We start from the raw sequence: 23,732 nt of genomic DNA, 5'->3' as shown, positions 1-23,732 counted from the left end.
GTTGGTCCTGGCGGTTCCTGGCAGACTACAGACCTGCGATCCGCCTTGGTGTAACGGCAGCACGCCGGCCTTTGGTGCCGTGCAGTCCAGGTTCGAATCCTGGAGGCGGAGCGCCGGGCCGCCGGTGCGGGGCGGTCGCGATCAGGCAGGCGGTGCGGTGCTCGCGGCCGCGTACCGGTGCGCGAGCACCCCGAAGGCGGCGGCGAGCTCGGGTGGTCCGACGACCTCCATCGTGGTCTCGAACCGACCGAACGAGGCTGCGAGGGCGCCCCAGGACCAGGAGCCGGCCTCGAGACTGCATCGCTGCGGTCCGAGCTCGAGAACCGTGCCGTCGCCCGCGAACGGCAGCACCTCGCGGGCAGGAAGCCCCAGGATCACGGTGCCGCGACACGGCCAGGCATCGACGTCGGAACCCTTGAACCGGGCCGAGACGAACGCATGGACGTCGCCGCCGGGCACCTCCCGCGGTGTGAAGCGAGGTCCCGTCGGCGTGCGGGGCGCGATCCGGTCCGCACCGAACAGGCGCCAGTCCTCGCGCTCCAGATCCCACGCGAGCAGGTACCAGCGGCCCTGCGAGGTGATCAGGTGGTGCGGTTCGACACGCCTCGCGGGTCTGGCGTCGTCGGCACCCGAGCCGGACCGAGAGGCGTGGTCGAAGCGCAGCACCTCGCGGGCGCGGACGGCCGCGGAGAGGGAGAGCAGCACCTCGGGCGAGACCGACGTCGGTGCCCCGCTCCCCGGGCGGCCAGCGATCGCGGTGACCGAGAGGGCATCGAGGCGGTGGCGGAGCCGCGAGGGGAGAACCTGCCGCACGGTGGTGAGCGCGCGGATCGACGCCTCCTCGATCCCGGCGCCGGACGTCGTGGCTCCCTGCAGGGCGATCGCCAGCGCGATGACCTGGTCGTCGTCGAAGAGCAGCGGGGGGAGATCGGTGCCGGCGTCGAGGCGGTACCCGCCCTCCGGTCCCATCGTCGCCCGGATGCTGTAGCCCATCTCGCGGAGCCGATCGACGTCACGGCGCACCGTGCGCCGGCTGATGTCCAGACGCTCCGCGAGCAGCGAGCCGGGCCAGTCCCGCCGCGTCTGGAGCAGGGACAGCAGCGTGAGCAGCCGCGAGGTGGTCGCCGTCATGGATCGAGGCTACGGCGGTCGAGGACCATTCCTGACCTATACGACGGCGAGAGTGGGATGTGCCGGGGGACGCCCGGCGATCATCGAGCAGGAGCAGACATGAGCATCACGACCACCACCCATCTCAACTTCCGGGGCGACGCCCGCGCCGCGCTCGGCTTCTACCAGTCGGTGTTCGGTGGCCGCCTCGCGGTCACCACCTACGGCGACCTCGGCATGCCGGAGCACGCCCCCGGTGCCGACCGCGTCGTCTTCGGCCAGGTCGAGAGCGCTGACGGGTTCCGCGTGATGGCCTACGACATCCCGGGCGTGCTCGGCGGTTCCGCCGAGCACGCAGGGACGACGCGCCGCGAGAACGGGAGCACGCGGACCGACCAGCCGTTCTTCGTCGCCGTGCGTGGCGAGTCGCTCGAGGAGGTCCTGGGTTACTGGGACAAGCTCAGCGCCGGGGGCACGGTCATCGAGCCGCTCGCCGCTTCGGCATGGAGCCCGGGCTTCGGGATGCTCACCGACGGCTTCGGCGTCACCTGGGTCCTCGACGTCGCAGCCGGGTAGCCCGGCGGCGCGGACGGCGAGCGAGCGCCAGGCCGCTCGCCGTCCTCGCGGGTGTGGTCGCCGGGCTACAGTGGCCCGGTGACAAGCCCCGCAGCCGTCATCGTGCTCGCCGCGGGCGCCGGTACCCGGATGAGATCCACCACGCCGAAGGTGCTGCACCGCATCGGCGGTCGGACGCTCGTCGGGCACGTGCTGGCGACCGCCCGTGGCCTGGCCCCCGACCACCTGGTGACCGTCGTCCGCCACGAGCGTGACGCGGTCGTGGCCCACATCGCCGAGGTCGACCCCGGCGTGGTGATCGCCGACCAGGACGACGTCCCCGGCACCGGCCGGGCCGTGCAGTGCGCGCTCGACGCGCTCGACGCGGCCACCGACCGCCCCGTGGAGGGAGCGGTGGTGGTGCTGGCCGGCGACGTGCCGCTGCTCGACACCGGGACGCTCGTGGCGTTGCTCGAGGCGCACGAGGCCGACGGGAACGCGGTCACCGCGCTCTCGACCGAGGTGGACGAGCCGAGCGGGTACGGGCGGATCGTCCGCGACGCCGACGGCGGCGTCGCCGCGATCGTCGAGGAGAAGGACGCCACCGCGGAGCAGCGCGCGATCCGCGAGATCAACGCCTCGATCTACGTCTTCGACGCCGCGGCGCTGCGCGAGGGCCTCGGCTCGGTGGGCCGCGACAACGCCCAGGGCGAGGTCTACCTGACCGACGTGCTCGCGCTCGCGCGGGAGTCCGGCAAGCGGGTGGCGGCGATCATCGCCGAGGACTCGATCCTCGTGGAGGGCGTCAACGACCGATCCCAGCTCGCCCTGCTCGGTGCCGAGCTGAACCGGCGCACCGTCCACCAGTGGATGCTCGACGGCGTCACGGTGATCGACCCCGCCACCACCTGGGTCGACGTCGACGTCGAGCTGGCTCCGGACGTCACCCTCCTTCCCGGGACCCAGCTCCACGGCGCGACCGTCGTCGCGGGTGGGGCGGTCATCGGTCCCGACACCACCCTGACCGACGTCGAGGTGGGGGAGGGCGCCACGGTCACCCGCACGCACGGCACCCTCGCGGTGATCGGCCCGAACGCCACGGTCGGTCCGTTCTCGTTCCTGCGACCGGGCACGGTGCTCGGCGAGCGGGGCAAGATCGGCGCCTACGTCGAGACCAAGAACGCCGAGATCGGTGCCGGCTCCAAGGTCCCGCACCTGTCCTACATCGGCGACGCCACGATCGGCGAGCACACCAACATCGGTGCCGCCACCGTCACGCTGAACTACGACGGCAGCCAGAAGCACCGCACCACGATCGGGTCCCACGTCAAGATCGGCGGCGACACCATGCTGGTCGCGCCCGTGCAGGTCGGTGACGGGGCCTACACCGGCGCCGGCGCGGTGCTGCGTCGCGACGTGCCTCCCGGTGCGCTGGCCGTGACCAGCGGTACCCAGCGCAACATCGACGGCTGGGTCACCAGCAGGTTCCCCGACAGCCCGGCGGCGCAGGCGGCCGCCGCCGCGGAGCCGCCGACCGAGCAGCACGGAGTCGACGAGTGACCACAGGCATCACCAACCTCGGCGAGAAGCGGCTCGTCCTCGTCAGCGGGAGGGCGCACCCGCAGCTGGCGCAGGACGTGGCCTCCGAGCTCGGCATCGAGGTCCTCCCCACCACGGCGTACGACTTCGCCAACGGTGAGATCTATGTGCGGTTCGCCGAGAGCGTCCGCGGTGCCGAGGCCTTCGTGCTGCAGTCGCACACCGCACCGATCAACCAGTGGATCATGGAGCAGCTGCTGATGGTCGACGCCCTCAAGCGGGCCTCGGTCAACTCGATCACGGCGGTGCTGCCCTTCTACGGCTACGCGCGGCAGGACAAGAAGCACCGCGGCCGGGAGCCGATCTCGGCCCGCCTGATGGCAGACATGTTCAAGACCGCCGGTGCGAACCGGCTGATGAGCGTCGACCTGCACGCCGCCCAGACGCAGGGCTTCTTCGACGGCCCCGTCGACCACCTGTGGGCGATGCCGATCCTCGTCGACTACGTCCGCGGCCGCGTCGACCTCAACAACGTCACGGTGGTCTCTCCCGATGCCGGCCGCATCCGCGTGGCCGAGCAGTGGGCCGCGAAGCTCGGCGGCTGCCCGCTGGCGTTCGTGCACAAGACCCGCGACATCTCCCGGCCCAACCAGGCCAAGGCCAACCGGGTCGTGGGTGAGGTCGAGGGTCGCGAGTGCGTCCTGGTGGACGACCTCATCGACACCGGTGGCACGATCGCCGAGGCGGTCAAGGTGCTGCTGGCCGAGGGCGCGAGCTCGGTGACCGTGGTGGCGACCCACGGCGTTCTGTCCGACCCAGCCGCCAGCAGGCTGCAGGCCTGCGGCGCACGCGAGGTCGTGGTGACCGACACACTGCCGATCCCCGCCGAGAAGCGCTTCCCGAACCTCAAGGTGCTCTCGATCGCACCGCTGATCGGTCGCGCGATCCGCGAGGTGTTCGACGACGGATCGGTCACCAGCCTGTTCGACGGGAACTCCTGACCGGATCGAGGAGCACGATGGGTAGTCACGGCGTCACGGTCACAGGGTCGGCCTCGGTCGACGTCACCCCCGACATCGTGCTCGCGGCGCTGGGCGTGGACGTGCGCTCCGAGGAGCTCTCGACGGCTTTGCGTTCCGCCGAGGACTCGTTGGCCCGGATGCGGGAGGTGCTCCTCGAGGGCGGCGTCCAGCGCAGCGGCATCCGATCGACCGGCAGCACGATCTGGCGCGAGGACCGCGCCGGCAACGACGGTCAGGTGCAGGCCACCGTGATGCACGTGCGGCTCGGGCTGCACGTGCGGCTGCACGAGATGGCCGCCGCCGGGGACCTGGTGCACGCGGCGCTCGCGGCCGCCGGTGCCGACGCCACGATGGACTCGTTGGACTTCGCTGTCTCCGACACGGCGGCGGCGCTCGCCCAGGCCCGTGATGCCGCCTTCGACGACGCCCGGGAGATCGCCACGGCCTACGCCGCTCGCGCGGGACGTGCGCTGGGCCGGGTCACCACGATCGTCGACGGTGCGGCAGGCGGCAGCCCGACGCCCAGGATGGCCTTCGCGGCGATGGACAAGGCACAGGCGATGCCGATCGAGCCCGGTCAGCAGTCGGTCACCGCCTCGGTGACCGTGACCTGGGATCTCGCGGACTGAGGTCCGCGGCCGGTCACGCCGTCCGTATCCCGAGGCGCTCGCGCAGGAACTGCGCCTGGTCGGCCAGCACCCGCTCGCGCATGTCGGGCCGGTAGATCCCGAAGTGCGTGGTGTCGTAGCCGAGGAGTCGCCCGTCCGGCGCCTCGTCGGCGAGGTGGCGGGTGGTCTCGCCCACGGTCTCGGCATCGCGGTCGGCCACCGTGACCAGCAGCGGGGCCTCGATGCGGGAGACCAGGCGGCCGGGGCGGTACCGCATCATCTCGAGGATGCCGCGCGGCGCGACCTCGTTGCGCCAGGTGGCGCTGGCCAGCCCGGCGACGGCGTCGCCGGCCTCGTCGCCCACCATCACCGCGAGCTCGCCCACCGCGCCGACGGCCGGGATGTACAGCGGCGGCCGGCCGAGCGCACCTCGGGCGGCATCGCGGAACGCGGCGCCGAGGACGGCGAAGGAGCCGGCCAACGAGCGGCCCTCGACCCGGCGGGGGAAGCCGTTGAACGGCATCTGGGCGACGACGGCCGCGACCGGCTCCGACGCGGCGACGGCGAGCACGTGCCCGCCGCCGAGCGACGTGCCCCACAGGGCGATCCGGTCCGCGTCCAGGGCCGGGTCGAGGCGCAGCCGTCGGAGAACGGTCCGGATGTCGTGCAGCTGACGCTTCACCGAGACGACCTGACGCGGCTGACCTGAGCTGACTCCGAAGGTGCGGTAGTCGAACGTCACAGCCGTCATGCCCGCGGTCGCGAACCGCTGGGCCGCCGCGACCACGGCGGGCGTGTCCTGGGTCCCGCCGAACCCGGTGCACAGCAGCACGGTCGGCTGGGGAGCGGTGGCGGCGCCGGTGCGGTAGCGGGTCGCCGTGACGGCGTCGCCGTCGACGTCGACCTGGAAGGAGCTGGTGGTCACGGTGGGCTCGCGATCGGGCACGTCCGGCATGTACCATATGGTACATGAGCGAGATGGCCACCGGAGCGGTGGCCGCCGCGCCGCACGTACGATCGGCGGTCGTGAGTGCGCGCGCCGAGCTGCTGAGCCGGGTCGTCGACTGGTTCGCCCAGAACGGCGTCGGCGACACCAGCCTGCGCACCGTGGCCGCCGGCGTGGGCAGCAGCCACCGGATGCTGCTGTACCACTTCGGCTCCCGCGAGGGCTTGCTGGCCGCCGTGGTCGATGCGACCTGGGCGTCGCAGGAGCGGTACCTCGCGGAGATGCTCGAGGACGGCCGCGACCCGCTCGAGGCGGGCCGGGAGTTCTGGAAGCGGCTCGCCGACGAGGCGCCCACGTTCGGGCCGCTCTTCTTCGAGCTGGCCGCCGCCGCCATGCACGGTCACGAGTGGGCCTCGTCGCTGCGTCGGTGGATCGAGGCCTGGCACGAGAGGCTCACCGACTACCACGTGCGTGCCGGGCAACCGCGGGAGCGGGCCGAGGCGATCGCGCACGCGGCGCTCGCCCTCAGCCGGGGTGTGCTGTTCGACCTCGCACTGGGTGGCGATCGTCAGCGTGCCGACGCGACCGTCATGGAGTTCCTCGAGGCGAACGTCACGCGCCCGAGGTGAGCGCACCCCACCGCCGCAGCGCCTGCGACAGCCCGGCATCGCTCGGGTCACCGGGATCGCGGGCCCAGGCGATGTAGCCGTCGGGTCGGACCAGCTGGGCGGGTTCCTGCGCCGCGCTGGTCGCGAGGAGCCGGGTCGGGCGGTGGCGCGCGAGCAGCGGCTCGGGTCCCGCGAGCGCGAACCGGCCGCCCTCGATGCCCAGCCCGATCCCGCCGTCGACCGCGCGCCGGCCGACCGAGGCGTGCGCGCCGGCCGGCGCGGGATAGCGCAGCGCGATCCCACTGACCCGTCCGCTCAGTGCTTGGCCGGCCGGCGGCAGCGCGAGCACCGCGCGGAACGCCACATCGCGCAGCGTCCGGGTGAGCGGGTGCCGTCGCATCGCCGCGCGGATCAGTGCGCCGCTCGTGCGCAGCACCTGCGTCCCGACGGCGTGCCGCTCGTCGTGGTAGGTGTCGAGCACCCCCTCCTCGGCGCGACCCTCGACCACCGCGGCGAGCTTCCACGACAGGTTCGCCGCATCCTGCAGGCCGGTGTTCATGCCCATGCCGCCCGCGGGCGAGTGCACGTGCGCCGCGTCTCCGGCGAGCAGCACACGGCCGACGCGATACCGCGACACCTGGCGCTCGTCGCTGTGGAAGCGGGAGGTCCAGCGCGCCTGCGCCATCCCGAGGTCGCTGCCGAGCACCCGCTGCACCACGCCCCGGACCTCCTCGAGATCGAGCGGATCCTCGACATCGACCTCGCGTCGGGCGTCGCGGGCGATGACGCGGTGCCAGCCGTCGCCGAACGGGACCACGAACACGAAGCCGTGGCTGTTGCCGCGGACCGTGAGCAGGTCGGCCGGTGGGTCGGTCAGCCGCACGTCGGCCAGCATCAGCGACCGGATCGCCGACCGGCCGGGGAAGTCCAGGCCGAGGGCGTCCCGCACGGCGGAGCGGTAGCCGTCGGTGCCGACGGCGAAGGGCGCCGCCGTCACGGTGGTCCTCGCGCCCGCGCCGTCGCTGCTCGTGACCCGCACGCCGTCGGCGTCCTGATCCACCCCGGTGACCTCGGCGCCCTGCACGATCTGGACGCCGTGACCGAGCGCGCGCTCGAGGAGCAACCGCTCGACGTGGAGCTGCGGCGTGATGAGCAGGAAGGGGAACGGGCTGTCGAGGCCGGTCAGCCGCAACGTCACCGAGCCGAACAGCTGCAGGCCGTCGACAGGGTGGCCGGTGGCGACCAGCGCCTCGGCGAGGCCGCGCACCTGCAGGTGCTCGAGCGTGCGGGCGTGCACGGCGAACGCCCGGGTGAGGTTGGAGCGTTCGGTGCGCTTCTCCAGGACCCGGACCTGCAGCCCCGCTTCCGCGAGGTCTCCCGCGAGCAGCAGCCCGGTCGGGCCGGAGCCCACCACCACGACGTCGGCATCGGTCATGCCGTCTCCTCCCTCTCGCGCTCGAGGAGGCCGATCAGAGCGCCGGCGAGCAGGGCCGGCTGGTCCAACGGCACCACCGTATAGCTGTCCGCGATCTCCACGAGGTAGCCCTGGGGCAGCAGCTCGGCGAGCGCAGCACCGTGCTCGCGTGGCATCAGTCGGTCCTCGATCGCCCAGGCGACGAGCACGGGGATGTCGACGTGGCGCAGCCGCTCCGTCAGGGCGTTCAGCTCCGTGCGCGACGGCGTCGATGCCGCGAAGGTGCGGAGGTCCCGGCGGACGGCGGGGTAGACGCGCGCGGGCTCGAACCAGCGATCCATGACCGCCCGCGGCACGGGGTGCTTCAGCATCCAACCCCACGCACCGGGCGCGCGCTGGAACCACTGGAAGCGCTGCAGGTGTGCGGTCAGCAGCATCGCGCCCGGTATCGCCGCGCTCGCAGCGATCATCCTGCCGGGTACACCTGGCGGGAAGTTCTCGAACGCCTCGCACGCGACGAGGGCCGCCCGCGTCACGCGTTCGGGCCGCTCGGCGAGCAGCAGCTGCGCACCGCCCCAGTCGTTGAGCACGAGCGTGACGTCGCGCAGGTCGAGCACCTCCATGAGGTCGCCCACCATCCTCGCCGCGCCGTGGTGGGTGGCCATCTCGGCTCGGCGCAGCGGGATCCGATGGCTGCCCAGCGGCAGCACCGGTCGCACGCACCGCACGTCGCTCGGCAGCAGCGGGAGCACCCGGTCCCAGACCGTGGCGTCCATCATCACGCCGTGCAGCAGCAGCAGCACCGGACCGTCTCCATCGGAGTCCTCGTAGGCGAGGGGGCCGGCGGGCAGGTCGACGGTCCTCATGAGCGCACCCGCGCGTTCGTGACGTCCGCCACGCGCTCCGGACCGCGCCTCGTCGCAGGGCCACCGGGGCGGTGGCCGGGGGAGCAGTCAGGCGCTCGATGTCGGCGAGCCGTGACCCGGGCGAGCGGGGCGTACAGGGCGGTGATCTGGAGGACGCCAGCCATGTACCAAATGGTACACGAACGCCGGCGAGGTCGGTCCGTGGGCATCGAGGGTCGGGTATGCTGGACGGCGTTGCCTCGGCGAGGGACGTCGGACGGCCACAGGCCACAGGTCGTAGCTCAGGATCTGCAGAACGGTCGTGACCGACAGTCCGTGATCGACGTGGCGGAGCGCTCTCGGGCGCTGTCCGCCCGGCGTCCCACGTCGAGGAGCATCCGACCTCCTCTCGACGAAAGAGCACTCCCATGGCTGACACCAAGAAGCTGGCGGCAACCCTGCGCACCGAGTTCGGCAAGGGCGCTGCCCGCCGCACCCGCCGTGCCGGGCTGATCCCCGTGGTCCTGTACGGCCACGGCGCCGACCCGATCCACCTCTCGGTCCCGAGCCACGACACGTTCCTGGCGCTCAAGGGCAACGCCAACGCGCTGCTGACCCTGGAGTTCGACGGCCGCACCGAGCTCGCGCTGACCAAGGACGTCCAGCGTGACGCCGTCAAGCGCACCATCGAGCACCTCGACCTCGTGCTCATCCGCCGCGGTGAGAAGGTCGTCGTCGACATCCCGGTGCACGTCGAGGGCGAGTCCGCGCCCGGCACGATCCACACCGTCGAGTCGCAGACCCTGTCGGTCCGCGCCGACGCGCTCACGATCCCGGAGGGCCTGAACGCGAGCATCGAGGGCCTGGTCGAGGGCGACTCCGTCCGCGCCTCCGACGTGGTGCTGCCCGAGGGTGTCGAGCTCGAGACCGACCCGGAGACCGCCGTGGTCGTCATCAGCGTCCCGCGCGCCTCGGCCGAGGACCTCGAGGCCGACGAGACCGCTGCTGAGGCCGGCGCTGCCGCTGGTGAGGCCGGCGAGGCCGCCACCGACGACGACGCCGAGGCTGACAGCTCCGCGTCCTGACCCGACCTGCACCCTGGTTCTCTCATGGCTGACGGCACCTATCTCGTCGTCGGGCTCGGCAACCCGGGCCCGACGTACGCGGGGAACCGCCACAACGTCGGTCAGATGGTGCTCGACGTGCTGGCCCGGGAGATCCCGGGCGGGTTCGTGACCCACAAGGCGCGCGCCCAGGTGCTCGACGGCAGGCTGGGTGTGCTCCCCTCCGGCGCACCCGGCCCGCGGGTGGTGCTCGCCAAGCCGAGCACGTACATGAACCTCTCGGGCGGCCCGGTCGCGGCGCTCGTCCGGTTCTACGACGTCCCGCTGGAGCGGCTGCTCGTGATCCACGACGAGCTCGACCTGCCCCCCGCGACGCTGCGCCTCAAGCGCGGCGGCGGCGAGGGCGGCCACAACGGGCTGAAGTCCGTCAGCGCTGCCCTCGGCAGCAAGGACTACCTCCGGTTGCGCGTCGGCATCGGCCGACCGCCGGGTAGGCAGGACCCCGCCGAGTTCGTGCTCCGCGACTTCGCGGTGTCCGAGCGCGAGGACCTCGCGGTCACCCTCGAGGAGGCGGCCGACGGCGTCAGGGACGTCGTCGAGAACGGTCTCGTGCTCGCGCAGGACCGGCTGCACGCCCCGCGCTGACACCCGCGCTGACCCTGTCGTGCAGGGTCAGCGCGGGGCCGATCAGCGGACGTCGCCCGAGCCGCCCAGCAGGTCGAGGCCGGGGTTGTCGCGGATGTGGTCGGCGACGGTGTCGGTGGCGACGGCATCCATGAGCGCGTCGAACGGTTCCTGGTCCAGGAGCACGATCGACTGACCGTCCTCGCTCCAGCCGGTGCCGTCGAGCGGGACCGTGAGGAACGTCAGGTCGCCCGGCCGGACGTCGCGCATGCTCAGCGCCAGGCTGCGCATCGTGCCGACGGAGAGGTTCTCGTCGACCATGACGGCGGACGCCGCGGTCTCGAGCAGCGAGGTCAGGGCGAACGGGTCGGTGAGCACGTCGCGCTCGAACGTGCTGCGCAGGATCGCTCGGATCCAGTTCTGCTGGCGCTTGACGCGGTCGAAGTCGCCACCAGGCAGCTCGTACCGCTCGCGGACGTAGGCCAGCGCCTGCTCACCCGTGAGGACCTGCGGACCTGCCTCGAGCCGCACGCCGTGACCCACGAACGCGGTGCCGACGTTGATCTCGACGCCACCGAGGGAGTCGGTGAGCGCCGCGAAGGACTCGAAGTCGGCGATCGCGAAGTGGTCGATCCGCACCCCGGTGAGCTGCTCGACCGTCTCGATCATCAGCGGCGGCCCGCCGAAGGAGTAGGCCGCGTTGATCTTGTTGGTGCCGTGGCCGGGGATCGGGACCCACGAGTCGCGCGGGATCGACATCACCTGCACCGACTCGCGGTCGCCCGAGATGTGCACGAGCATGATCGCGTCGGTGCGCTGCGCGCCGTACTCCCACTGGCCGGGGTCGCCGGCGGAGATCCGGCTGTCCGAGCCGAGCAGCAGCACGTTGAGCGGTGCGAGCTCACCCGAGGCGGGAGCATCCTCGATCGGGCGGTTGGTCAGGGTGTCGAACGGGTCGTCGATGTACTCGAGGTGGCTCGTGATGCGGTGCTGCAGCATCCCGAGCACGCCGGCGATGCCGCCGACCACCACGACGAGGACCCCGACCATGATCGCGACCGCCTGCCGGCCGCGACTCGGCCGGCCGCCGCGCGGCGGGATCTCCTCGCCGCCGACGATGTCGAGCTCCGACACCGCCTGCTTGTGACTGCCCCTGCTGCGCGAGTTCTGGCCACCCGTGTCTGTGCTACCCATGACAGGCCCCCCGATCTTGTTTCGTCCCACCGGCCCAGGAAGCAACGTAAGTCGCCGATCGCGGCGGATGAGCGCCTGCGGCAGGCGTGCTCGGGGGGATCTCGATCTAGACTGGGGGCTAACCCGCCCGTTCCGGATCACCCCCTGATCCGTGGACGCGGGCCATTGGTGCTGCCTGAAAGAAGATCGATGCCCCAGACGCCCTCCACACTGACTGCCCTGCTGCCCGCGCTCCGGCGCGATCCCGGCATGTCCGAGCTGATCGAGGCGGTCCCGGCTCGCGGTGCGCTCGACATCTCGGCATCGGTCGGAGTCAGGCCCGCGATCCTCGCCGACCTCGCAGAACGAGGGGGGCGCCCGCTCGTCGTCGTCACCGCGACCGGGCGGGAGGCCGAGGAGAGGGCGCAGGCCGTGCGCGCCTACCTCCCGGCCGACGACGTGGCCGTCTTCCCCTCCTGGGAGACGCTGCCCCACGAGCGGCTCTCGCCTCGCAGCGACACCGTGGCCCGCAGGATCGCGGTGCTGCGCCGGCTCGCGCACCCCGATGCGGGAGGCGACTCCGCGAGCGCCGGCGGCGCCGGCGGTTCGACGCGGCCGATCCGCGTGCTCGTGATGCCGGTGCGGGCGCTGCTGCAGCCCGTCGTGGCAGGGCTGGGAGACCTGGAACCGGTGGCGCTGCGCACCGGTGACGAGGTCGCGATGGAGGACGTGATCGTCGGGCTGGTCGATGCGGCGTACACGCGCGTGGACATGGTCACCCGACGCGGTGAGTTCGCCGTCCGTGGTGGTCTGCTCGACGTGTTCGCACCCACCGAGGACCACCCGCAGCGCATCGAGTTCTGGGGCGACGAGGTCAGCGAGATCCGGTGGTTCTCCGCCGCCGACCAGCGTTCGCTCGAGATCTCCGACGACGGCGTGTGGGCACCTCCGTGCCGGGAGGTCCTCCTCACGGACGCGGTGCGGGCGCGCGCCGCGGCGCTGGTCGCCCAGCTGCCCGGCGCCGCCGACATGCTCGACAAGCTCGCCGAGGGCATCGCCGTCGACGGCATGGAGTCGCTCGCCCCGGCGCTCGTGGACGACATGGTCCCGGTGCTGGACCTGGTGCCCGAGAACGCGCTGCTCGTCCTCGACGACCCCGAGCGGCTGCGCCGCCGCGCGCACGACCTCGTCGCGACCACGCAGGAGTTCCTCGAGGCGGCCTGGACGTCGGCCGCTGCCGGTGCACAGACCCCGCTGGACCTGTCGCTGGCCTCGTTCGCCACCCTCGGCTCCACCCGCGACGTCGCCGCTCGCCGCGGGCTGGGCTGGTGGACCCTCGGCGCGTTCGAGACCGACACCGAGCTCGCGGAGCTGGCTCAGGCCGCGGGAGACGCGGTCGACTGGGCCGATGCTGACGGCGACGCCCCGTCGATCTCGATCGCGAGCCGCGACGTCGAGGGGTACCGCGGCGACATCGAGCAGGCGGTCGCCGATCTGCGTGAGCTGACCTCCGCCGGCTGGCGGCTCACCCTCGTGACCGAGGGTGCCGGTCCGGCCAAGCGGATGGTCGAGCAGCTGCTCGCCGCCGACGTGCCCGCGCGCCTGGTGGCGTCGGTGGCGGCCGCCGGCGCCGATGCCCGGGACGGTGAGGACCCCGCGCAGCCACCGGCCGGCATCGTGCTGGTCACGACCGCGAGCGTGGGGAAGGGGTTCGTCTCCGAACCGCTGCACCTCGCGCTGCTCACCGAGGCCGACCTCACCGGCCGTGCCGGGACCTCGACCCGCGACATGCGAAGCCTGCCCGCCCGGCGCCGCAACGTCGTCGACCCGCTCGCCCTCAAGGCGGGCGACTTCGTGGTGCACGAGCAGCACGGCGTCGGCCGGTTCATCGAGCTCGTGCAGCGCACGGTCGGCACCGGTGCCGCGGCGGCCAGCCGTGAGTACCTGGTCATCGAGTACGCCGCGTCGAAGCGCGGGCAGCCGGGGGACCGGCTGTTCGTCCCGACCGAGTCGCTCGACCAGGTCACCAAGTACACCGGCGGCGAGGCGCCCTCGCTCAACCGCATGGGCGGCTCGGACTGGGCCAAGACCAAGGGCCGCGCCCGGAAGGCGGTCAAGGAGATCGCGGCCGAGCTGATCCGGCTCTACGCGGCGCGGATGGCCACGCAGGGCTACGCGTTCGGGCCCGACACCCCGTGGCAGGCCGAGCTCGAGGACGCGTTCGCGTTCGTCGAGACCCCGGACCAGCTCGTCACGATCGACGAGGTCAAGGCCGACATGCAGAAGTCGGTGCCGATGGACCGCCTGATCTGCGGCGACGTCGGCTACGGCAAGACCGAGATCGCGATCAGGGCGGCGTTCAAGGCCGTGCAGGACGGCAAGCAGGTGGCCGTGCTCGTGCCGACCACGCTCCTCGTCCAGCAGCACCTCGACACCTTCAGCGAGCGGTATGCGGGGTTCCCCGTCGTCGTCAAGGGTCTGTCCCGGTTCCAGAGCGACAAGGAGGCCCAGGCTGTTCGCGACGGCGTCGCGCAGGGCTCGGTCGACGTGGTCATCGGGACGCACCGCCTCATCACCGGCGAGGTGCGGTTCAAGGACCTCGGGCTGGTCGTCGTCGACGAGGAGCAGCGTTTCGGCGTCGAGCACAAGGAGACGCTGAAGCAGCTGCGCACCAACGTCGACGTGCTGTCGATGAGCGCGACCCCGATCCCCAGGACGCTCGAGATGGCGGTCACCGGGATCCGAGAGATGTCCACGCTCGCCACGCCGCCGGAGGAGCGGCACCCGGTGCTGACCTTCGTCGGGCCGTACTCGGAGAAGCAGATCGCGGCCGCGATCCGGCGCGAGCTGCTGCGCGAGGGTCAGGTCTTCTACGTGCACAACCGGGTCGAGTCGATCGACCGTGCGGCGGCACGGATCCGGGAGCTGGTGCCGGACGCCCGGGTCGAGGTGGCCCACGGCAAGATGGGCGAGCATCAGCTGGAGCGGGTCATCGTCGACTTCTGGGAGAAGCGGTTCGACGTCCTGGTCTGCACCACGATCGTGGAGACCGGGCTCGACATCTCCAACGCGAACACGCTGATCGTGGAGCGCGCCGAGGTGCTCGGTCTCTCACAGCTGCACCAGCTGCGCGGCCGCGTCGGGCGTGGCCGGGAGCGTGCCTACTCCTACTTCCTGTACCCACCGGAGAAGCCGCTGACCGAGACGGCGCACGACCGGTTGCAGACGATCGCCGCCCACACCGACCTCGGCGCCGGCATCCAGGTCGCCATGAAGGACCTGGAGATCCGCGGCGCGGGGAACCTGCTCGGCGGCGAGCAGTCCGGGCACATCGCGGGCGTCGGGTTCGACCTGTACGTGCGGATGGTGGCGGACGCCGTGGCGGGATACCGGGGCGAGAAGTCCGAGGAGCTGCCCGAGCTGCGCATCGAGCTGCCGGTCGACGCCCACATCCCGGAGGCCTACATCGAGCACGAGCGGCTCCGGCTGGAGGCCTACGCGAAGCTGTCGGCGGCGGCCGACGACGCCGCGATCGACGCCGTCGCCGAGGAGCTCGACGACCGGTACGGCAGCCCGCCCGAGCCCGTGCAGCGGCTGTTCGAGGTCGCCCGGCTGCGGGTCGCGGCGCGCGCCGTCTCGCTCGCGGAGATCACCCAGCAGGGCAAGTACGTGCGGTTCGGCCCGGTCGAGCTGGCCGACTCCCGCCAGGTGCGGCTCAAGCGGCTGTACCCGGGGAGCGTGCTCAAGCCCGGTGTGCGCACCGTGCTGATCCCGGCACCGACGACCGCGAAGGTCGGCGGTCAGCCGCTGACCGGCGAGCCGCTGATGGCGTGGGTCCGCGAGGTCATCGACAACGTGCTGACGCCGGTCCCGGTCCCCGCCGGGGTCTGAGCAGCCGCCGCACCACGGCGGTTGGTCGGCCGCGTCGTCGGTCGGCCGGTCTACCGTTCGGCTGGCCGCGGGCGCTTGGTGCGGCGCTGCACGGCCATCTCGTCGTCCATGTCCTCGAGCTCCTTGCCCTTGGTCTCGGGGATCTTGGTGAGCACGAACACGAAGCTCAGCAGCGCGAAGACCGCGTAGAAGCCGTAGGCGAAGGGCAGCCCGATCTCGGCGAACACCGGGAACGTGGTCGAGATCGCGAAGTTCGCGACCCACTGCGCCGCGGCGGCGACCGCGAGCGCCCAGGCGCGTATCGAGTTCGGGAACATCTCGCCGAGCAGCACCCACACCAGCGGTCCCCAGCTGACGCCGAAGGCGACCACGAACACGTTCGCACAGACCAGCGCGACCGTGGACCACGGAGCCGCGAGCTCCGCCGTCGAGGTGCCGTCGGCCCCGGTGACGAGCTCGGCGTTGGAGAACGCGAGCGCCATCATCCCGAGCGAGGCCACCATGCCCGCCGAGCCGGCGAGCAGCATCGGGCGGCGGCCGACGCGGTCCACCAGCATGATCGCCACCACGGTGACCACGATGTTGGTGACCGAGGTGATCACGGTGATGGTGAGCGCGTCGGACTCCTCGACACCGACCGAGCGCCACAGCGTCGTCGAGTAGTAGAAGATCACGTTGATCCCGACGAACTGCTGGAACACCGAGAGCAGGATCCCCAGCCACACCACCGGTCTGAGCCCGAGCGCCCGACCCTTCAGGTCGGACAGCTTCTGCTTGCGCTCCTCGCCCAGCGACTCCTTGATCTGCTGGATCTTGAGGTTGACGTCCAGCTCGCCGGTGAAGTCGAGCAGCACCTGGGACGCCTTGTCGAGGTCGCCGCGCGCCACGAGGAAGCGCGGCGACTCGGGCAGCCGCAGCGCCATCAGCCCGTAGACGACCGCGGGCACCGCCTCGGCCATGAACATCCACCGCCACGCCTCACGGCCCAGCCACAGCTCGTTGGCCGCGCCGCCGGCCGAGCTGGCGAGCCACGCGTCCGAGAGCAGCGCCACGAAGATGCCCGTGACGATCGCCAGCTGCTGCAGGGAGCCGAGCCGCCCGCGCACGCGTGCCGGCGAGACCTCGGCGATGTAGGCGGGTGCGATCACTGAGGCGGCGCCGACACCGAAGCCGCCGACGACGCGCCAGACGATCAGGTCGATCACACCGAACGCGAGCCCGGAGCCGATCGCCGAGACGAGGAACAGCGTGGCGGCGATCAGCATCACGGGGATGCGGCCGAACCTGTTCGCCAGCCCGCCGGCGAACCAGGCGCCGGCGACGCAGCCGAGCAGCGCCGAGGACACCGCGAAACCGGACAGCCCGGCGCTGAGCGCGAACTCCTCGGTCAGGGCGTCGACGGCGCCGTTGATCACCGCCGTGTCGAAGCCGAACAGGAACCCGCCGAGCGCGGCGGCGATGCAGATGCCGATGACACGCGCGTTGAGCCTGACCGGTGGTGCGGATGCTGTCATCGCTGTCCCTTCCCCCGAAGCGCGGTCGCCGAGCCACCGCGCTGCCGCCGCTGCCAACCTAGCGTCGCGGGGTCCGGCGGGTGGCCGGTTCCGACCGGGAGCGACCCGATCGGAACCGACCCGAGCGTCAGCGGGTGCGCGCGACCTCGCTGACGAAGGTGGTCGAGCGTCGGCGCAGGCCGTCGATGCGGTCGGCGACGATCAGCTCGCGGACCTCGTCGATGTCCGAACCGGCCTCGGCGGCCGTGGGTGTGCGACGCACGTTCGCCGAGCACCGGAACTCGCCGCAGAGCAGGGTGCCGATGCTGTCACCCTTGCGGCCGGCGGGCCCGCCGCGTCGTGCGGTGAACAGACCGACGTCCTCGGTCTCGACGACGTCCTCGCACCAGGTGCACATCGCTCGCCGGCGTGGGCCGGTGCCTCGGTCGGCAGCGCGGAGCACGATGCCGGTCGGCCCCTCGTCGAGCTCGATCACCACGTAGGCGACGAGCGGGGCCTTGCGGTCGCGCCACCCGAGGTAGTCGAGGCGGTCCCAGCGGATCTCGGCGAGATCGGGGAGATTGGCGTTCGCCACCTCGCGGCGGCTGGCGTTGATGAAGGACGCGCGGATCTGCGCGTCGGTGAGCGGGGTCATGATGTCGTCCTTGCGTGCAGGTGATGGTGGGCAGCGCTGGCCCGCCCACCGACCTGCACCTGACGTCAGGGCCTGCCGAGGGCGAGCGGGGCGGGTAGCGCTGAGCAGGCCTGCGCGGCCACCCCGCTCCCTGCGATGCCTGTCATCGCCACTCCTCGCTCGTTCGGACACCTGCGGCAGGTCGCGCCGGCAGGCGTCACCACACTACGACGACCGCACCAGCGAATTACCTGGACCTGCGGTCAGGCCCGATCAGCTGGGCGCGACGGCGAGCAGCTGGCCCTTGCCGAGCGGCGAGAGGGCGGTCACCCAGCCAGGTGCCGCCCGCAGCAGGTCGGCGAACGGTTGGACCTCCTCCGCGTGCGAGATCGCGTTGTCGATCACGAGCGAACCACCGGGACGCAGCGCTGCCTGCACCGCCGGCCACCAGGCCGGGTAACGGCTGCGGTCGGAGTCGAGGAACAGCACGTCCACCGAGCCCGGTGAGCACGTCGACAGCCACGCGCCACCATCGGCTGTGACGAGCTCAGCGGTCAGCTCTGCCCGGAGCAGGTGGGCGGCGGCGACGTCCTGGGCGGCTGCGTCGACGTCGACCGAGGTCAGCACACCGTTGGTCGCGGCGACGGCGTCGGCCAGCCAGATGGTCGAGTACCCGTTGGACGTGCCGATCTCCACGACCCGGCCGGCGGCGACGGCCTGCACGTGCCACCACAGCCACTCGGCAGCATCGGGCTCCAGGTTGCGGCGCCGCCGCCGGTGCTCGGGCTCGGCGGCGTCGTGGCGCCGCCCCTCCTCGTGAAGCTCGGCCAGCAGCCGGCGGAGATCAGGTCCCATGGCCACCGATCCTGGCACGCTCCTCAGGCCCGGACCGCGGCCACCGCATCGACGATCGCAGCAGCGGCCCGCGCTGCCTCAGCGGCGGTGACCGAGGTCGGCAGCGTCAGCCGCACCGCGGTCCCGGCGACCTCGGCGTCGATGCCCAGCGCCAGCAGCACGTGGGAGGGCTCGTCCCGGCCGGCGGCGCAGGCGGAGCCCGAGGACACGAGCACGCCGCGGCGCTCCAGCTCCAGGAGCACCGCCTCGCCGCTGGTGCCGGGGAAGCAGAACGAGGCGTGGCCCGGCGACCGCGAGGTCGCCGACCCCGTGAGCTGCGCCGTCGGGACCTCGGCGAGCACGCGCGAGACGAGACCCTCCCGCAGCGCACCCACCCGCTCCGCGGCCTCGGCGCGCTCGCGCTCGGCGAGCTCGAGGGCCGTCGCGAGCGCGACCGCACCGGCCACGTTCTCGGTGCCGGAACGCCGTTCGCGCTCCTGGCCGCCGCCGTCGATCAGGGGCACGACGGCGTGCCTACCTCTGAGGAACACGGCACCGATGCCCTTCGGGGCGCCGACCTTGTGGCCGGAGATGCTGAGGGCGTCGACGGCCAGCGCGGCGACGTCGAGCGGGAGCCACCCCGCCGCCTGCACGGCGTCGGTGTGCACCAGGGCCCCGCGCCCGCGGGCGACTGCGGACAGCGCCGCGACGTCCTGGACCGTGCCGATCTCGTTGTTCGCATAGCCGATGCTCACCAGCGTGGTGTCGTCGGTCAGCGCCGCCTCGAGAGCAGCGGCGCTCACCCGCCCGTCGTGCTCGACGGCGACCCGCGAGCTCTCGAACCCGTGCCACCGCACGAGGTGCTCGGCCGAGGCCAGCACCGCCTCGTGCTCGATGGGGGAGGTGATCACGCGCCGCCCGCGGGGCCGGCCGAGCGCGAGGCCCTTGATCGCGAGGTTCGCGCCCTCGGTGCCGCCCGAGGTGAACGTGACCTCGCTGGCGCGACAGCCCAGCACGGCGGCGACGCGTGCGCGCGCGTCGGCCAGCCCGGCCGCCGCCCGTTCGCCGAGCTCGTGGGTGCTGGAGGGGTTGCCGAAGTCACCGGTCAGGTAGGGCCACATCGCCTCGAGCGCCTCGCGGCGCACGGGCGTGGTGGCCGCCGCATCCAGGTAGAGGCTCACCGCACCTCGATGTCCAGCCCCAGGTCGAGGGACCGGATGCTGTGCGTCAGCGCGCCCACGCTGATCACGTCCACGCCCGTGGCCGCGATGGCTGCCACGGTCTCGAGCCGCACGTTGCCGCTGGCCTCGACGATCGCGCGGCCGTCGATCAGCGCGGCCGCCTCGCGCAGCTGCTCGAGCGTGAAGTTGTCGAGCATGATCACGTCCACCCCGGCGGCGAGCACCGGCTCGATCTGGTCGATGCGGTCGACCTCCACCTCCACGCGCGTGGTGTGCGGGATCCGGTCCCGGACCGCCCGCAGCGTCTCGGTGAGGTCGGCACCGGCCGCGAGCAGCACCGCCAGGTGGTTGTCCTTGACCATGACCGCGTCCGAGAGGCTGTAACGGTGGTTGTGGCCGCCGCCCGCGCGGACCGCGTGCCGCTCGAGCGCTCGCAGCCCCGGCGTGGTCTTGCGGGTGTCGACCACCCGCACCCCGGTGCCCGCGACCGCCGCCACGTACGCCGCGGTGGCCGTGGCGATCCCGCTGAGCCGCTGCGCGAAGTTCAGCGCGATGCGCTCAGCCTGCAGCACGCCGGCGGCCGGGCCGTCCACGCGCGCGAGCACGGTGCCCGCCTCGAACGCCTCGCCCTCGGCGACCAGCAGGTCCACCGCGATGCTCGCGTCCGTGAGCCGGAACGCCGCCTCGACGGCGGCACCACCGGCGAAGGTGCCGCCCTCGCGGGCGGTGAGCTCCGCCGTCGAGGTGGCCGACGGCGGCACGAGAGCCGCGCAGGTGACGTCACCCCAGGGGGCGTCCTCGTGCAGTGCGCGAGCAACGATCTCGTCGACGACGGCTGGGAGGAGCTGGGTCACGCGCCCGCCTCCGCGAGGGCAGCGAGGCGGGTGATCGAGGCGGCGAGGTGCTCGCTCGTGGTGGAGCGGGCCTTGTCGAACCGCTTGGCGTCGGTGAGGTTGGTCCAGTCGTAGACGTGCCGCACGAGCGTGCCGCCCTCGACCGGCTCGAGCTCCCAGCGCCACTCGTGACCCGGCTCGGGCTCGCCGGTGGGCGCGGGGCGCCACGCGATGACGCGGCCCTCCTCGAAGGCGACCACGCGGTTCGGGCGCGGGGTGCCCTTGGTCAGCGTCACGGTGAACACGTCGCCGACGGCTCGCACCCGCTGGCCCTGCTCGGCCACGGCGAGGTTGTCGTTGCCGTCCCACTCGGGCTGCCGCGCCGGGTCGGCGATCAGCTCGAAGATCACCTCGGCCGGCGCGTGCACCACGCGCTCGGAGGTCACCACGGTCGTCTCGGTCATTGCTCGTGCCTCTCTTCAGACGGACAGCAGAACGGGCGACGCCGACGCGGTGGCGGGGTCGTCGCTCCGGAAGTGGGCTCCGACCGAGGTGGTCCGAGCCAGCGCCGCCTGCGCGCAGGCATGCGCGATCAGCAGCAGGTTCGCGTCCTCGTGCGAGGCGCGGTCGGTGGGCTGCGGCGCCGCGGCCAGCCACCCCGAGAGCGTCTCGACCGCGTCGGCGAGCTTCTCGCCGTCGCGAACCAGCCCGACGGCGTCCCACATCACCTGCTGGATCGCCGCCCGGCTCACCCCCAATCCCGATTTCAACGCACTTTCGACATCGTCTCGGGTGGTGAGACCTTCTCGTCCCACGGATGTCGAAAGTGCGTTGAAATCGGAGGGGTGGGGGGTGGCGGGCCAGGGCTCGCGGTCGGCGAGGGCCAGGGCGGCGCGGTGCCCGAAGACCGCGCCCTCGAGCAGCGAGTTGGAGGCGAGCCGGTTGGCGCCGTGCACGCCGGTGCGGGCGCACTCGCCGATCGCGAACAGCCCGGGCACGCTGGTGCGGCCGTGCAGGTCGGTCGCGATCCCGCCCATCCAGTAGTGCGCCGCCGGCGTGATCGGCACCGGCTCCTGCGCCCAGTCCAGCCCGGCGGCGCGCACTGCGGCGTCGATGCTGGGGAAGCGCTCGGCGAGGAAGTCGGCACCCAGCGCCGTGGCGTCGAGCGTGACCGGCAGGCCGCCCTGCTGGGTCATCTCGGCGAACACCGCACGTGCCACCACGTCGCGAGGAGCGAGCTCGGCGCCGTCGACCTCGGTCATGAACCGGTCGCCCTCGGCGTTGCGGAGCACCGCGCCCTCGCCGCGGACGGCCTCCGAGACCAGGAAGTTGCCCGCACGCGCCAGCGTGGTGGGGTGGAACTGGTACAGCTCCACGTCGGCGATCCTCGCGCCGATCCGCGCGGCGCACGCGACGCCGTCGCCCGTGGCCGCGGGCGGGTTCGAGGTGTACGGGTAGAGCTGGCCCGCGCCCCCGGTGGCGAGGACCACGGCGTCGGCGTCGAGACGGACGCGAGCGCCGCCGTCGAGCTCGACATCGGCGCCGACCACCCGGCTGCCCGGGCCGCTCTCGGTGAGCAGCGACAGCAGAAACGCGTGCTCGTGGATGGTGACCCGGCGCTCGCGCAGCCGCGCGACGAGGGCTGCCTCGATGACGGCGCCGGTCGCGTCACCGCCGGCGTGCAGCACGCGGGGGTAGGAGTGGGCGGCCTCCAGACCGTGCGAGAGCTCGCCGTCGTGCATGTCGAACGCGACGCCGAGGGCGATCAGCTCGTGGATGCGGTCCGGGCCCTCGGCGCACAGCACGCGCACGGCTTCGGGGTCGCACAGCCCGGCGCCGGCGGCGAGCGTGTCGGAGATGTGGGACTCGACCGAGTCGTCGCTGAAGACCGCTGCCGCGACCCCGCCCTGGGCGTAGCGGGTGTTGGAGTGTCCGAGCTCGCCCTTGGTGACCACCAGCACCTCGTGACCGGCGTCCGCGGCGTCCAGCGCGAGCGACAGCCCGGCGATGCCGGACCCGATCACGAGCACCCGGGTCATCGCGCGGCTCCCTGCGAGGGCGCGGGCCTGGCCTCGAGCATCCGCTCGAGGGCGATCCGTGCGTGGGTGGTCACATCCTGCGGCACCGAGATCTGGTTGAGCGTCTCGCCCGCGACGAGTCCTTCGAGGACCCAGGCGAGGTAGCCCGGGTGGATCCGGTACATCGTCGAGCACGGGCACACGACCGGGTCGAGGCAGAAGATCGTGTGCTGCGGGTTCTCGGCCGCGAGCCGCTGCACGAGGTTGATCTCGGTGCCGATCGCGAACGTGGTGGGCTCGGTCGCGCCTTCGATCGCGCGGCGGATGTAGTCGGTGGACCCCGACTCGTCGGCAGCGTCGACCACGGGCATCGGGCACTCCGGGTGCACGATCACGCGCACGCCGGGGTGCTCGGCGCGGGCCCGGGCGATCTGGTCGACCGTGAACCGCTTGTGCACCGAGCAGAACCCGTGCCACAGCAGCACCTTGGCCTCCTGCAATGCGCCCTCCTCGTTGCCCCCGAGCGGCTTGTTCGGGTTCCACGTGGGCATCTGCTCGAGCGGGATCCCCATCGCCTTGGCGGTGTTGCGGCCCAGGTGCTGGTCGGGGAAGAACAGCACGCGCTGACCACGCTCGAACGCCCACGCCAGCACGGTCGAGGCGTTCGAGGACGTGCACACGATGCCGCCGTTGCGCCCGCAGAAGGCCTTCAGCGCGGCGGAGGAGTTCATGTAGGTCACCGGGATCACGGGTACCCGGCCGGACTCGTCGGGCTCGGTGCCGTACAGCTCGGTCAGCTGCTCCCAGCACTCCTCGACCTGGTCGCTGTTCGCCATGTCGGCCATCGAGCAGCCGGCGGCGAGGTTCGGCAGGATCACACGCTGCTCCGGGCCGGACAGCATGTCCGCGGTCTCGGCCATGAAGTGCACACCGCAGAACACGATCGTCGAGGCGTCCGGGTGCGCCTTGGTGGCCTGGGCGAGCTGGTAGGAGTCGCCCACGTAGTCCGCGTACGCCACCACCTCCTCGCGCTGGTAGAAGTGGCCGAGGATGACCACGCTGTCCGCCAGCGCGCTGCGCGCGGTGCGGATCCAGGCGTCGAGCTCCTCGGGGGAGGCGTCGCGGTACCGCTGCGGGAGGCTGCCCTGCCGCGGCGACCCCAGCGGGAGGCGGTCGGCCTGCGAGGCGCCGGGGCCGTAGCCGGGCGCCCGGGAGTCGAGCTCCCAGGGCCCGCTGCCGAGCTCGGTGGAGCAGGTGCTGCCGGGCGCGCGGCCGGCGTCGATGCTGCGGATGCGCAGGTCGACCGAGGCTGTGGTGCTCATGCGGGGTCCTCGCAGAGT

At 72.5% G+C, this 23,732-nt stretch carries 21 protein-coding genes and 1 tRNA gene; 9 read left to right on the top strand and 13 right to left on the bottom strand.

What is annotated here, in order from left to right; all coding sequences use genetic code 11:
• Positions 1–39: 39 nt before the first annotated feature.
• Positions 40–111: transfer RNA gene (locus GPA04_RS17260), tRNA-Gln, on the top strand.
• A gap of 30 nt (positions 112–141) precedes the next feature.
• On the opposite strand, the gene GPA04_RS17255 is transcribed toward GPA04_RS17260, so the two are convergent.
• On the bottom strand, positions 142–1,131 hold the full coding sequence (locus GPA04_RS17255; protein WP_156225442.1) for a helix-turn-helix transcriptional regulator: 990 nt from the start codon (positions 1,129–1,131) through the stop codon (positions 142–144).
• A gap of 99 nt (positions 1,132–1,230) precedes the next feature.
• Here GPA04_RS17255 and GPA04_RS17250 point away from each other — a divergent pair, with 99 nt between their 5' ends.
• From GPA04_RS17250 to GPA04_RS17235, 4 genes are all read left to right on the top strand, one after another.
• Positions 1,231–1,686 carry a VOC family protein gene (locus GPA04_RS17250; RefSeq protein ID WP_156225441.1) on the top strand — a complete coding sequence of 152 codons (456 nt, stop codon included), beginning with the start codon at positions 1,231–1,233 and terminating at the stop codon, positions 1,684–1,686.
• A gap of 78 nt (positions 1,687–1,764) precedes the next feature.
• A complete protein-coding gene (gene glmU / locus GPA04_RS17245) occupies positions 1,765–3,225 on the top strand; it encodes a bifunctional UDP-N-acetylglucosamine diphosphorylase/glucosamine-1-phosphate N-acetyltransferase GlmU (protein ID WP_156225440.1) in 1,461 nt (486 codons plus the stop codon).
• Positions 3,222–4,205 (top strand): ribose-phosphate diphosphokinase, encoded by a 984-nt coding sequence (locus GPA04_RS17240; RefSeq protein WP_156225439.1) that lies wholly within the window; start codon positions 3,222–3,224, stop codon positions 4,203–4,205. Before glmU ends, GPA04_RS17240 begins: the two co-directional genes overlap by 4 nt.
• Positions 4,206–4,222: 17 nt before the next feature.
• Positions 4,223–4,855, top strand: a complete 633-nt coding sequence (locus GPA04_RS17235) for an SIMPL domain-containing protein (RefSeq protein ID WP_156225438.1) — start codon at positions 4,223–4,225, stop codon at positions 4,853–4,855.
• 13 nt (positions 4,856–4,868) lie between these two features.
• Here GPA04_RS17235 and GPA04_RS17230 read toward each other — a convergent pair whose 3' ends face one another.
• Positions 4,869–5,789 carry an alpha/beta hydrolase gene (locus tag GPA04_RS17230; RefSeq protein ID WP_156225437.1) on the bottom strand — a complete coding sequence of 307 codons (921 nt, stop codon included), beginning with the start codon at positions 5,787–5,789 and terminating at the stop codon, positions 4,869–4,871.
• A gap of 14 nt (positions 5,790–5,803) precedes the next feature.
• Here GPA04_RS17230 and GPA04_RS17225 point away from each other — a divergent pair, with 14 nt between their 5' ends.
• Complete coding sequence (locus GPA04_RS17225; protein ID WP_156225436.1) at positions 5,804–6,409, top strand: TetR/AcrR family transcriptional regulator; 606 nt, start codon at positions 5,804–5,806, stop codon at positions 6,407–6,409.
• On the opposite strand, the gene GPA04_RS17220 is transcribed toward GPA04_RS17225, so the two are convergent.
• Entirely contained in the window at positions 6,393–7,823 is a 1,431-nt protein-coding gene (locus tag GPA04_RS17220; RefSeq protein WP_156225435.1) for an FAD-dependent monooxygenase, read from the bottom strand. The genes GPA04_RS17225 and GPA04_RS17220 overlap by 17 nt on opposite strands.
• Positions 7,820–8,668: an alpha/beta fold hydrolase gene (locus tag GPA04_RS17215; RefSeq protein ID WP_156225434.1), complete on the bottom strand. Its 849-nt coding sequence runs from the start codon at positions 8,666–8,668 to the stop codon at positions 7,820–7,822. Before GPA04_RS17215 ends, GPA04_RS17220 begins: the two co-directional genes overlap by 4 nt.
• A 407-nt stretch (positions 8,669–9,075) precedes the next feature.
• Between GPA04_RS17215 and GPA04_RS17210 the strand changes: the two genes are divergently transcribed.
• Positions 9,076–9,732 (top strand): 50S ribosomal protein L25/general stress protein Ctc, encoded by a 657-nt coding sequence (locus GPA04_RS17210; protein WP_156225433.1) that lies wholly within the window; start codon positions 9,076–9,078, stop codon positions 9,730–9,732.
• A gap of 24 nt (positions 9,733–9,756) precedes the next feature.
• Positions 9,757–10,356, top strand: a complete 600-nt coding sequence (gene pth / locus GPA04_RS17205) for an aminoacyl-tRNA hydrolase (protein WP_156225432.1) — start codon at positions 9,757–9,759, stop codon at positions 10,354–10,356.
• 42 nt (positions 10,357–10,398) lie between these two features.
• Here pth and GPA04_RS17200 read toward each other — a convergent pair whose 3' ends face one another.
• Positions 10,399–11,529: an LCP family protein gene (locus GPA04_RS17200; protein WP_241680876.1), complete on the bottom strand. Its 1,131-nt coding sequence runs from the start codon at positions 11,527–11,529 to the stop codon at positions 10,399–10,401.
• Between the two features lie 189 nt (positions 11,530–11,718).
• On the opposite strand from GPA04_RS17200, the gene mfd reads away from it, so the two are divergent.
• A complete protein-coding gene (mfd, locus tag GPA04_RS17195; protein ID WP_156225431.1) occupies positions 11,719–15,399 on the top strand; it encodes a transcription-repair coupling factor in 3,681 nt (1,226 codons plus the stop codon).
• 50 nt (positions 15,400–15,449) lie between these two features.
• Here mfd and GPA04_RS17190 read toward each other — a convergent pair whose 3' ends face one another.
• From GPA04_RS17190 to nadA, 8 genes are all read right to left on the bottom strand, one after another.
• On the bottom strand, positions 15,450–16,913 hold the full coding sequence (locus GPA04_RS17190; RefSeq protein ID WP_156225430.1) for a sugar porter family MFS transporter: 1,464 nt from the start codon (positions 16,911–16,913) through the stop codon (positions 15,450–15,452).
• Between the two features lie 127 nt (positions 16,914–17,040).
• The gene (locus GPA04_RS17185; protein WP_156225429.1) at positions 17,041–17,547 is read right to left on the bottom strand and encodes an FBP domain-containing protein; all 507 of its coding nucleotides are present in this window, start codon (positions 17,545–17,547) and stop codon (positions 17,041–17,043) included.
• Positions 17,548–17,799: 252 nt separating this feature from the next.
• The gene (locus tag GPA04_RS17180; protein WP_156225428.1) at positions 17,800–18,381 is read right to left on the bottom strand and encodes an O-methyltransferase; all 582 of its coding nucleotides are present in this window, start codon (positions 18,379–18,381) and stop codon (positions 17,800–17,802) included.
• A gap of 23 nt (positions 18,382–18,404) precedes the next feature.
• The gene (locus tag GPA04_RS17175) at positions 18,405–19,541 is read right to left on the bottom strand and encodes a cysteine desulfurase family protein (protein ID WP_156225427.1); all 1,137 of its coding nucleotides are present in this window, start codon (positions 19,539–19,541) and stop codon (positions 18,405–18,407) included.
• Entirely contained in the window at positions 19,538–20,395 is an 858-nt protein-coding gene (nadC, locus tag GPA04_RS17170; RefSeq protein WP_156225426.1) for a carboxylating nicotinate-nucleotide diphosphorylase, read from the bottom strand. Before nadC ends, GPA04_RS17175 begins: the two co-directional genes overlap by 4 nt.
• Positions 20,392–20,838 carry an SRPBCC family protein gene (locus GPA04_RS17165; protein ID WP_156225425.1) on the bottom strand — a complete coding sequence of 149 codons (447 nt, stop codon included), beginning with the start codon at positions 20,836–20,838 and terminating at the stop codon, positions 20,392–20,394. The genes nadC and GPA04_RS17165 overlap by 4 nt, the downstream gene beginning before the upstream one ends.
• Before the next feature lie 15 nt (positions 20,839–20,853).
• Positions 20,854–22,413 carry an L-aspartate oxidase gene (gene nadB / locus GPA04_RS17160; RefSeq protein ID WP_156225424.1) on the bottom strand — a complete coding sequence of 520 codons (1,560 nt, stop codon included), beginning with the start codon at positions 22,411–22,413 and terminating at the stop codon, positions 20,854–20,856.
• Entirely contained in the window at positions 22,410–23,714 is a 1,305-nt protein-coding gene (gene nadA, locus GPA04_RS17155; RefSeq protein WP_156225423.1) for a quinolinate synthase NadA, read from the bottom strand. Before nadA ends, nadB begins: the two co-directional genes overlap by 4 nt.
• Between the last annotated feature and the right edge of the window lie 18 nt (positions 23,715–23,732).

The sequence above is a fragment of the Pseudactinotalea suaedae genome, assembly GCF_009733815.1.
GTDB classification, from domain to species: Bacteria; Actinomycetota; Actinomycetes; order Actinomycetales; family Beutenbergiaceae; genus Pseudactinotalea; species Pseudactinotalea suaedae.
The sequence above is the reverse complement of the archived record's forward strand: the minus strand, read 5'-3'. Positions and strand labels throughout refer to the sequence as shown.

Bases quoted from the DNA above. Each gene is read 5' to 3' on its own strand.
- mfd (WP_156225431.1), top strand. From the start codon at position 11,719: ATGCCCCAGACGCCCTCCACACTGACTGCCCTGCTGCCCGCGCTCCGG.
- GPA04_RS17190 (WP_156225430.1), bottom strand. From the start codon at position 16,913: ATGACAGCATCCGCACCACCGGTCAGGCTCAACGCGCGTGTCATCGGC.
- GPA04_RS17225 (WP_156225436.1), top strand. From the start codon at position 5,804: ATGAGCGAGATGGCCACCGGAGCGGTGGCCGCCGCGCCGCACGTACGA.
- GPA04_RS17200 (WP_241680876.1), bottom strand. From the start codon at position 11,529: ATGGGTAGCACAGACACGGGTGGCCAGAACTCGCGCAGCAGGGGCAGT.
- GPA04_RS17220 (WP_156225435.1), bottom strand. From the start codon at position 7,823: ATGACCGATGCCGACGTCGTGGTGGTGGGCTCCGGCCCGACCGGGCTG.
- GPA04_RS17180 (WP_156225428.1), bottom strand. From the start codon at position 18,381: ATGGGACCTGATCTCCGCCGGCTGCTGGCCGAGCTTCACGAGGAGGGG.
- GPA04_RS17185 (WP_156225429.1), bottom strand. From the start codon at position 17,547: ATGACCCCGCTCACCGACGCGCAGATCCGCGCGTCCTTCATCAACGCC.
- nadB (WP_156225424.1), bottom strand. From the start codon at position 22,413: ATGACCCGGGTGCTCGTGATCGGGTCCGGCATCGCCGGGCTGTCGCTC.
- GPA04_RS17215 (WP_156225434.1), bottom strand. From the start codon at position 8,668: ATGAGGACCGTCGACCTGCCCGCCGGCCCCCTCGCCTACGAGGACTCC.
- GPA04_RS17230 (WP_156225437.1), bottom strand. From the start codon at position 5,789: ATGCCGGACGTGCCCGATCGCGAGCCCACCGTGACCACCAGCTCCTTC.
- GPA04_RS17250 (WP_156225441.1), top strand. From the start codon at position 1,231: ATGAGCATCACGACCACCACCCATCTCAACTTCCGGGGCGACGCCCGC.
- GPA04_RS17165 (WP_156225425.1), bottom strand. From the start codon at position 20,838: ATGACCGAGACGACCGTGGTGACCTCCGAGCGCGTGGTGCACGCGCCG.
- GPA04_RS17210 (WP_156225433.1), top strand. From the start codon at position 9,076: ATGGCTGACACCAAGAAGCTGGCGGCAACCCTGCGCACCGAGTTCGGC.
- nadA (WP_156225423.1), bottom strand. From the start codon at position 23,714: ATGAGCACCACAGCCTCGGTCGACCTGCGCATCCGCAGCATCGACGCC.
- GPA04_RS17255 (WP_156225442.1), bottom strand. From the start codon at position 1,131: ATGACGGCGACCACCTCGCGGCTGCTCACGCTGCTGTCCCTGCTCCAG.
- GPA04_RS17235 (WP_156225438.1), top strand. From the start codon at position 4,223: ATGGGTAGTCACGGCGTCACGGTCACAGGGTCGGCCTCGGTCGACGTC.
- pth (WP_156225432.1), top strand. From the start codon at position 9,757: ATGGCTGACGGCACCTATCTCGTCGTCGGGCTCGGCAACCCGGGCCCG.